Annotated in this window: 11 protein-coding genes; 6 read left to right on the forward strand and 5 right to left on the reverse strand. The window is 70.9% G+C overall.

What is annotated here, in order from left to right; translation table 11 throughout:
- Positions 1 to 113: 113 nt before the first annotated feature.
- Genes AB0G11_RS30370 through AB0G11_RS30385 form a run of 4 tightly spaced genes read left to right on the forward strand, consistent with a single transcriptional unit; the run spans position 114 to position 3672 of the window.
- Positions 114 to 2351, forward strand: coding sequence for a nitrate- and nitrite sensing domain-containing protein (locus AB0G11_RS30370; RefSeq protein ID WP_357590018.1), 2238 nt, complete (start codon positions 114 to 116; stop codon positions 2349 to 2351).
- Complete coding sequence (locus AB0G11_RS30375) at positions 2326 to 2757, forward strand: roadblock/LC7 domain-containing protein (protein WP_219504877.1); 432 nt, start codon at positions 2326 to 2328, stop codon at positions 2755 to 2757. Before AB0G11_RS30370 ends, AB0G11_RS30375 begins: the two co-directional genes overlap by 26 nt.
- Positions 2754 to 3104: a DUF742 domain-containing protein gene (locus tag AB0G11_RS30380; RefSeq protein ID WP_357590020.1), complete on the forward strand. Its 351-nt coding sequence runs from the start codon at positions 2754 to 2756 to the stop codon at positions 3102 to 3104. The genes AB0G11_RS30375 and AB0G11_RS30380 overlap by 4 nt, the downstream gene beginning before the upstream one ends.
- A complete protein-coding gene (locus AB0G11_RS30385; protein ID WP_219504881.1) occupies positions 3085 to 3672 on the forward strand; it encodes an ATP/GTP-binding protein in 588 nt (195 codons plus the stop codon). The genes AB0G11_RS30380 and AB0G11_RS30385 overlap by 20 nt, the downstream gene beginning before the upstream one ends.
- Positions 3673 to 3675: 3 nt before the next feature.
- Here AB0G11_RS30385 and AB0G11_RS30390 read toward each other — a convergent pair whose 3' ends face one another.
- Positions 3676 to 5007 carry a glycoside hydrolase family 6 protein gene (locus AB0G11_RS30390; RefSeq protein WP_357590022.1) on the reverse strand — a complete coding sequence of 444 codons (1332 nt, stop codon included), beginning with the start codon at positions 5005 to 5007 and terminating at the stop codon, positions 3676 to 3678.
- Between the two features lie 331 nt (positions 5008 to 5338).
- On the opposite strand from AB0G11_RS30390, the gene AB0G11_RS30395 reads away from it, so the two are divergent.
- The gene (locus AB0G11_RS30395) at positions 5339 to 5758 is read left to right on the forward strand and encodes a hypothetical protein (RefSeq protein ID WP_357590024.1); all 420 of its coding nucleotides are present in this window, start codon (positions 5339 to 5341) and stop codon (positions 5756 to 5758) included.
- On the opposite strand, the gene AB0G11_RS30400 is transcribed toward AB0G11_RS30395, so the two are convergent.
- Positions 5739 to 6323, reverse strand: coding sequence for a class I SAM-dependent methyltransferase (locus AB0G11_RS30400; protein WP_357590025.1), 585 nt, complete (start codon positions 6321 to 6323; stop codon positions 5739 to 5741). The genes AB0G11_RS30395 and AB0G11_RS30400 overlap by 20 nt on opposite strands.
- Positions 6324 to 6374: 51 nt before the next feature.
- On the opposite strand from AB0G11_RS30400, the gene AB0G11_RS30405 reads away from it, so the two are divergent.
- Positions 6375 to 6842 carry a group II truncated hemoglobin gene (locus tag AB0G11_RS30405; RefSeq protein WP_357590027.1) on the forward strand — a complete coding sequence of 156 codons (468 nt, stop codon included), beginning with the start codon at positions 6375 to 6377 and terminating at the stop codon, positions 6840 to 6842.
- On the opposite strand, the gene AB0G11_RS30410 is transcribed toward AB0G11_RS30405, so the two are convergent.
- The 3 genes from AB0G11_RS30410 to AB0G11_RS30420 form a co-directional block, all read right to left on the reverse strand.
- Entirely contained in the window at positions 6843 to 7061 is a 219-nt protein-coding gene (locus tag AB0G11_RS30410) for a hypothetical protein (protein WP_219504893.1), read from the reverse strand. It abuts the gene before it with no gap.
- Between the two features lie 5 nt (positions 7062 to 7066).
- The gene (locus tag AB0G11_RS30415; RefSeq protein WP_219504895.1) at positions 7067 to 7255 is read right to left on the reverse strand and encodes a hypothetical protein; all 189 of its coding nucleotides are present in this window, start codon (positions 7253 to 7255) and stop codon (positions 7067 to 7069) included.
- Positions 7256 to 7445: 190 nt separating this feature from the next.
- Complete coding sequence (locus AB0G11_RS30420) at positions 7446 to 7847, reverse strand: hypothetical protein (protein ID WP_219504897.1); 402 nt, start codon at positions 7845 to 7847, stop codon at positions 7446 to 7448.
- Between the last annotated feature and the right edge of the window lie 516 nt (positions 7848 to 8363).

Below are 8363 nucleotides of genomic sequence, written 5' to 3' on the forward strand. Positions count from 1 at the left end.
CAGCGGCATAGTGGTGCAGATCACAGCGCGCATCCGTCGCGGCGTGCACTTCAGGCACTGCCGCCCCCAGGCAGACCGACTATGCGCAGGAAAGCGCGGATTGGACGAAGCGCATGAGATCCGCCCCGCCGATCCGCCGCAAGATCCTGCGGATTCTCCTGGTGCCTCTGGTGTCGCTCGTCGGCCTGTGGGGCTACATCGCGTACAGCATGGTGTCGGAGACGACGGGGTTCGCGCAGAGCCGGGGCGAGTGGGACGCGGTCGGCGCGCCGTCGCGTGAGCTGATCATCGCGCTCCAGCGGGAGCGGCTGCTCACCGCCGAGCTGGCGGGCCGGGCGGCGGGTGACACGCAGCTCGCGACGCAGCGGCACGTCACCGACCAGGCGGTGGCGCGGGTGCGGGACGTGGCGGCCGGGCTGGCCGAGCAGCCGCAGGCCGGCACCGCGCCCGAGACCGTGCGGGCGCTGCTCAAGGCGCTGGACGGGCTGGCGGGACTGCGCGCGGCGGCCGATCTCGGCGACGAGGCGGCGCTGACCACGACCGAGAAGTACAACGTGATGATCGGCGTCGCCAACCAGCAGTTCGGCGGCGCCGAGCGGCTCACCGAGGTCTACTCCTACCGGGTGCTGCGCGGCCTGTCGGCCTACAGCTCGGCCGCCGAGTACGCCTCCAGGGAGGCCGCGGTGCTGGCCCCGGCGCTGGAGCGCGGGCAGATGACCTCGACCGAGCACGCGGCGTTCGTGGCGGCGATGACGGCGCGGCGGGTGCAGCTCGCCGACGCGCTGCGCGACATCGGCCCCGAGCTGCGCGCCCTGCACGAACGGCTCGTCGCCACCCCGTCCTACCAGCGGTTCGAGCAGGCGGAGGACGCCGTCTACGCCTGGAACGCGCGCGGCATGCCGCCCGTGACCGCCACGGCCTGGCGGCTCGACGCGGCCGAGGCGTTCGCCGGGCTGAGCGGCAACTCCAGCCAGGAGGTGCGGCGGGCCACGCTGAAGGGCGAGACCCGCGTCGTGGAGGGCCTGGTGCGCATCGGCGTGGTGCTGGGCCTGGGCCTGCTGGCGGTGCTGCTGTCGATCGTGCTGTCGTACCGGTTCGGCCGCTCCATGATCGACGAGCTGAGGAAGCTGCAGGCGTCGGCGGTCGAGCTGGCCGAGGTCCGGCTGCCCAACCTGGTCGAGCGGCTGCGCAGGGGCGAGGACGTCGACCCGGCCGAGACGACCGCCGAGCTGGAGAAGGCCAGGACCGCCGAGGTCGAGCGGGTGGTGCAGGCGTTCTCGGCCGTGCAGCGCACCGCCGTCGAGGCCGCGGTCGGCCAGGCCACGCTGCGCAAGGGCGTCGGCCAGGTCTTCCTCAACCTGGCCAGGCGCAACCAGGCGCTGCTGCACCGCCAGCTCACGCTGCTCGACGCGATGGAGCGCAAGGCGGAGGACCCCGACACGCTGGAAGGGCTGTTCAAGCTCGACCACTTCACCACCCGCATGCGCCGCCACGCGGAGAACCTGATCATCCTGTCCGACGCGGCGCCCGGCAGGCGCTGGCGGGACCCAGTGCCGCTCCACGACGTGATCCGCAGCGCCGCGCTGGAGGTCGAGGACTACACGCGGGTCACCATCCAGCCGATGCCGCAGGCGCCGATGCTCGCGGGCGCCGCCGTCACCGACGTCATCCACCTGATCGCCGAGCTGATCGAGAACGCCACCTCCTTCTCCCCGCCCAACACCAGCGTCCAGGTGCGCGGCCTGGCCGCGGCCAACGGCTTCGCCATCGAGGTCGAGGACCGCGGCCTGGGCATGAACACCGCCACGATGGCCGAGCTCAACGCCCAGCTCGCCACGCCGCCCGAGTTCGACCTGGCGGGCAGCGACCGGATGGGCATCTTCGTGGTCTCCCGGCTGGCCGCCCGCCACGGGATCAAGGTCACGCTGCGCCAGTCGCCCTACGACGGCACCACGGCGATCCTGATGGTCCCGGTGAGCGTGCTCACCGAGCCCGTGCAGGCCCGCCCGCACACCACGGTCTCGCTGTTCGAGCCGGCCTCGGCGCCGCCGGTCCGGCAGGTCCCGGCCCCCTCCGCCGTACGGACCCTGCCCCCGCCGCCCTCGCCGGTGCGCTACGAGACCGACGACGACCTGGACGGACTGCCGGTACGGGTACGGCAGGCCAGCCTCGCACCACAACTCCGCAAGACGCGCCCACGGCAGGAACCCGACATCTCCCCCCGCTCCCCGCAGGAGCTCCACGACCTGATGACCTCCATGCAGGAGGGCTGGCGACAGGGGCGCAGGGAGGCGGGGGAGAGCCGTGACATGCGCGATGAAAGGGATGACCATGGCCGACACGAGATCTGAGCTGAGCTGGCTGCTGGACGACCTGACCCACCGGGTCCCGGGCGTACGGCACGCCGTGCTGCTGTCGGCCGACGGCCTGACGATGGGCGGTTCCCAGGGCATGACCCGGGAGGACCACGAGCATCTGGCGGCCATCGCGGCGGGCAGTCACAGCCTGGCCGTGGGCGCCGGGCGGCACTTCGGGCTCGGCGGCGTACGCCAGACGATCATCGAGCTGGAGGGCGGCTTCCTGTTCGTCTCGGCCGCCGGACAGGGCGCCCGGCTGGCCGTGCTGACGGCGGCCGACGCCGAGCTGGGACTGATCACGTACGAGATGGCGCTGCTCGTCAAGCGCGTCGGCGAGCACCTCTCCACCCAGCCGAGAGGAGCCGCGCCCGCGCCTGTCTGGAACGGGACGGCACCGTGACCGACGACGATCCGGGGCCGCTGATCAGGCTGTACGGGCTCACCGGCGGCCGGGCGCGGCCCTCGGGGGAGGCGTTCGACCTGGTCGCGATCGTCACGACGATCAGGACGCCCTACGAGCTGCCGGGGCTGAACCCCGAGCACCACGCCATGCTGGCCATCTGCCGCCGGCCGACGCCGGTGGCGGACGTGGCGGCGCAGCTCGGCCTGCCACTCAACATCACCCGCGTGCTCCTCGGCGACCTGCGGCGCGAGGGCCTGGTGAACATCGACCCGCCGCAGCCTCCCGACCAGACGATCGACGAACGCACTTACAGGGATGTACTGCATGGAATTCGCAGGCTTTGACCGCCCCCGGCCCTCCGGCGGGACGCTCACCGCGACGGCCCTGAAGATCCTGATCGCGGGTGGATTCGGCGTCGGCAAGACGACGATGGTCGGCACCATCAGCGAGATCCGCCCGCTGCACACCGAGGAGCTGCTCAGCGACCGCGGCGTCGGCGTGGACGACCTGTCGGGCGTGGAGACCAAGGTCGCCACGACGGTGGCGCTCGACTTCGGGCGCATCACCATCCGCGAGGACCTGTGGCTCTACCTGTTCGGCACGCCGGGCCAGGACCGGTTCTGGTTCATGTGGGACGAGCTGGCGCTCGGCGCGCTGGGCGCCGTCGTCCTGGCCGACACCCGCCGCCTGCAGGACTGCTTCCCGGCGGTGGACTACTTCGAGCAGCTCAAGCTGCCGTTCGTGGTCGCGGTCAACTGCTTCGACGGGGCCCGCCGTCACGATCCTGCGAAGGTACGGCGGGCCGTCGGGCTGGACGAGGGCACCCCGGTCGTCCTGTGCGACGCGCGCAACCGCGCCTCGGTCAAGGACGTGCTCACCACGCTCGTCACCCACGCGGTGAGCCGGAGGTAGCCGTCAGGAGGTCGTGCAGCTGATCGGCGACGGCGTGCTCGTGCCGTCCCCGCTGGCCAGGAAGCCGAACGTGGTGGTCGCGTCGGGGCCGACCGAGCCGTTCCAGCCCAGGTTGGAGACGGTCACGTTGCCGCCGCTGCCGGACACCGAGCCGTTCCAGAGCTGCGAGATCGACTGACCGCCGGAGAACGTCCAGCCGACCCGCCATCCGCTGATCGGCGCCGTGCCGGTGTTGCGCACGGTCACCTCGGCCTGGAACCCGCCCTGCCACTTGTTGACCAGCTTGTACGTGGCGGTGCAGCCGGGCGTGCCCGTGGGGGTGACGGTGGGGGTAACTGTCGGGGAGACGGTGACCGTCGGCGTGACGGTCGGCTGCGGCGCGGCCATGGCCAGGTCGTACGCCCGCTGCGGCACGAACTGTCCCGCCGAGGCGATGCACCCGTCGGCCTCGCCGGGCGGCTTCACCCACAGGTACGCGTCGATCGCCGGGTCGCCGGTGTCCGTCGTGCTCCAGGTGCCGGTGGCGCGGCCCGCCGGGTCACACCACTCGCTGCCCGCCGGGCCGTTGCCGTTGCGGCTGGTGTCGATCACCGCGCCGAGCCCGGAGACGCCGGTCGCCGCGATGACGCTCTTGGCGTAGGACACCAGGCCGGGCGTCGAGCGGTAGTTGGAGGTGTTGACCGCGATGCCGTCGGCGCTGGTGCCGACCTGGGCGCCGTTCAGCCGAGAGGCGGCCTCCGACGGCGACAGCCAGGCGTCGTGCCCGATGTCGAAGTACACCTTGACCTGCGAGGACGTCGCCTTGAACCGCTGCCCGGCGTAGGCCATCGAGGCCTTGACCTCGGCCTGCTCGGCGGAGTTCATGCAGTTGGACATGATGGCCAGCGCGTCGGGCTCCAGCACGATCGTGGCCGGGCGGCCGCCCAGACCGGCGGCGATCTGGTCGATCCAGCCTCGGTAGGCCGCGTGGTCGGGGGCGCCGCCGGCGCTCGGGCCGCCGCAGTCGCGGTTCGGCATCGCGTACACGGCCATGATCGGGATCTTGCCGGCCGCCGCGGCGGCGCCCACGTACGCGTCCACCTGGCCGCGCACGGCCGACGGGTTGTAGCTGGCGAACCAGCGGCCCTGCGGCACGGCCGCGATCCGGTCCCTGATCACGGCGGCGCGGCTGTCGCCGGGGTTGGCGGCCACCCACTTGGCGGCGTTGGTCTGCGGGTCGACGTAGAACGCGGAGTCGGCGGCCTGGACGGCGGAGGAGGTGAAGACGGCCGCCCCCGCCACCGCCGTGACGGCCGCGGCGACGATGGCGGCCACCAAGGGCCTGCTGCGAGACATGGATACTCCGTCCGGTGATGTGGGAGCGCTCCCACAGGGTTCACTCGGATGGTAGGGAGCCGGTCGCCGTTCCCAGAAGGGTCCGCACCGGCCGCGACGAGGGCGTCCGGCGAAAGTCACAGGCGGGACAGGCTGTTCGGCTGTGCGGAAGGGTGAAACTTTCAGCAGCCGCCTTGCTATGGTCCCTGGTGTGCATGGGCCAGGGGGACCGGTCAGGCGTAGGGATGTGCGGTGGTTGTGGCTGGTGGTGCCACCGAGCATCGCGGCCACGGCGAGCGTGATCGGGGCGATATTTCCCGGCGGCAGCCTATATATCTGGTCCTATGCGCTGATGTTCTGGATCTTGGCGGCCGTCGCCTGGGGCGTGCTGTTCTTCCTGCGCCGCTACCGCAAGCTGTCCGCCGTCGGCCCGCTGCTCGCCGTTGCCACCTTCGCCGTCGTGGCCGCCGACCTGCCGATCAGGTTCGCGTTCGCCGTCTCCGAGCACGCCCTGTCGACCTACGTACGGTCCCTGCCCATGCATCCGGAGAGCGTCACCGTGGGCGACGTCGAGGCCGGGCTGGGCGTCGAATGGGTCGGCCTGTTCCCCGTCGGCCGTGCCGTACGCCATGTCGGCAGGACCGACCTGGGCGTCGTCGGCTCCGGGGGATGGCTGGAGTTCTGCGGGCTCACCTACTCCACCGGGACCATCCGCGCCACGTCGGCCGACCATCTCTCGGGCCGCTGGTACGTCACGTGCGAGGCTTTCTGAAGACCAGCAGATACCGCCAGAAGAGCAGACGGCGGATCCGGGCCCCGGGCAGGAGCTCGGCGGCCCGTTCCCTGATCTCCGGCAGCGTCATCGCGGGCGGCCTGACCGGTGCCCGCACCGGCGAGTGCGCCGCCCTGCCTGCCAGGGCCAGCCTGATGACGGCGTTCGCCGGGACGGCCGCCCCGCTGACCAGGCGGTCGGACCAGGTGCTCTCGCGATAACAGCCCAGCACCGCGAGCACCCCGCCGGGAGCCAGCGCCTCCCGCAGCCGGCTCACCGTGCCGAACGGCACGTGATGCAGGCTCGCCAGGCAGGACACGAAGTCGTAGCGTCCGCCCGGCAGCTCCATCGCGGTGATGTCGCCGTGCGTGAACGTCACCCCGGGAGCCTGACCGGCGGCCCGGATGACCGCCTCGTCCGGATCGACGGCGTCCACCGCCGGCCCGCGCGCGGCCAGGGCCCGCGCGAACGCCCCCGTGCCGCACCCCACGTCGAGCGCGTGCCGGGCGCCCGGCGGAAGCTGTTTCAGCAGCAGGCCGTGGTAGTGGTCGTTATGGTCGAACATCTCGGAATTATGGGCTTGTCCGCCATTGTTGATCAATGATTACATGATTACATGACGGAAGATAACGTGCCGACGCTCTACGAATGGGCCGGCGGCATCGAGGCGTTGGAACGGCTCACCGAGGTCTTCTACGGACACGTCGTCAAGGACGAACTCATCGGGCCGCTGTTCGCGCACATGGACCCGGGGCACCCCAAGCACGTCGCCATGTGGCTGGCGGAGGTGTTCGGCGGCCCGTCGCGCTACACCGACGAACGCGGCGGATACGCGCACATGCTCTCCTACCACCTGGGCAAGGCCATCACCGAGCCGCAGCGCCGGCGCTGGGTCAGCCTGCTCATGGACGCCGCCGACGAGGTCGCGCTGCCCGACGACCCCGAGTTCAGGGCCGCGTTCTTCGGCTACATCGAATGGGGCACCCGCATCGCCCGGCACAACTCCCAGCCCGGCGCCACGCCTCCGCCCCAGGCGCCCGTGCCCCACTGGGGCTGGGGAGTCGCGCCGCCGTACACGCCGTAGTCACTCGAAGTAACACTCCGGCTCGGCGAGCGGGTCGACGTGCGCGTCGGACTCGCGCACGTCCTCCTCGCGCGTCCACCGGGAGATCCCGCGGGCGGCCGCGTCGTCGATCTCGTCGATCCGATGCCGCTGCGGGAGCCGGTCCAGGTACATCGCCGCGAACGACGCCTGCGGGTCGTCCCCCAGGTCCTGACTGACCTCGTACGGTTGCTCGCTCATCGAACTCACGCCTTGCCGATCATGATGGCCGCTTTCCACCCGGCCCATCCGAGCAGGAACAGGGCGAACACCACCTGACCGGCGCGCATCCAAAAGGCAGAGGCCACGTCCGCGTACACCACGACACCCAGCCACATAACGCTGAATGTCCCGACAAAGGCGATTGCCGCCCAGTTCATCCCGCGTTGCCACATATGCGCAGTCTCCCAGGCCGTCCGCCAAGCGCGGGTATGTCCCAGGTCGTCATCCGGTGATACACGCGCGCTCTATCCCGCGCCGGTTCTACGGTCCGCCGCTGTACGGGCCGGGTCGCACGCTTTTCGTCCGGTGCGGCCCAGCAGCGGCGCCCCCACCCCGACCGGCTTGGAAAGGGGCGCGTCGGGGTCAGCGCGGCAGAGTGCGGACGGAGCCGACGCAGCGGCGCAACCGGATGCCGGCGCGGGGCCTCGGCCGGGCATGCTGCTCCAGGCAGGCCAGCAGCGCCGCCGCCGTGCGGGCGTCGGACAGGATGCGCTGCACGGCCTCGCCGTTCGCCGGAAGCTGGCCGTGCTCGCCCAGCTCGTGCGTGAGGAACGCCATCGGCTCGGGCGCCCCCACCGAGTCGGCCGCCACCGTGGCGCGGGCGGCGGTCAGCAGCCGCAGGTAGTGGGTGCGCATGACGGCCTCGCGCATCCGGGCGTGCTCAAGGTCGTCGACGAGCGTCCGCGCGATGCGCAGGAGATCCTCCGGCTGCGTGGCGTCGTCGGCGAGGAAGGCGCGGATGTCGTCGAACTCCGAGCGGGTCATGGCGGATACCTCCGAGAGCGCAGTCTGCTCGTACGTACTTCGTACCTGGGAGCGATTGCGGATGACTTGCCGGGCACTTGCGCGTTCCGCCGGATCCGGGGGGTGCGCCCCCGGGCCGAGCCTTGCCATGCGCGTGGAGAGGTTTGGCGGTTGCCTGGGGAGGGAAGAACGTCATGATTACCCGAGACGGGCCACGGTGGTCTTCGGGGCTGCTAGAGTTGCTGAGGCGCGGGCGACGAGGGGCTGATCAAGCTCCGGAGGTGCCCGGCGAATCCCACTCTCTGGCGAGACATCCGGACGGTTCGAAGCTGTCCGAATGGCTGGTAAGTTGGCGGGGCGTCGAAATTCCAGCAGGTCGAGCAAGTCCAGTCAATTTGACAGAGACTTGAACGGCTGAAAGAATTAAGACACAACGAAATGAGCGCCTCTCGCAGGACTGGGGAGCAAGCGTCCGTTTCTTGAGAACTCAACAGTGTGTCAAAAGCCAGTGCATGAAGTTTTTCATGCAACACCTCG

The sequence above is a fragment of the Nonomuraea sp. NPDC023979 genome (assembly GCF_040639085.1).
In the GTDB taxonomy this organism is placed as follows: Bacteria; Actinomycetota; Actinomycetes; order Streptosporangiales; family Streptosporangiaceae; genus Nonomuraea; species Nonomuraea ceibae.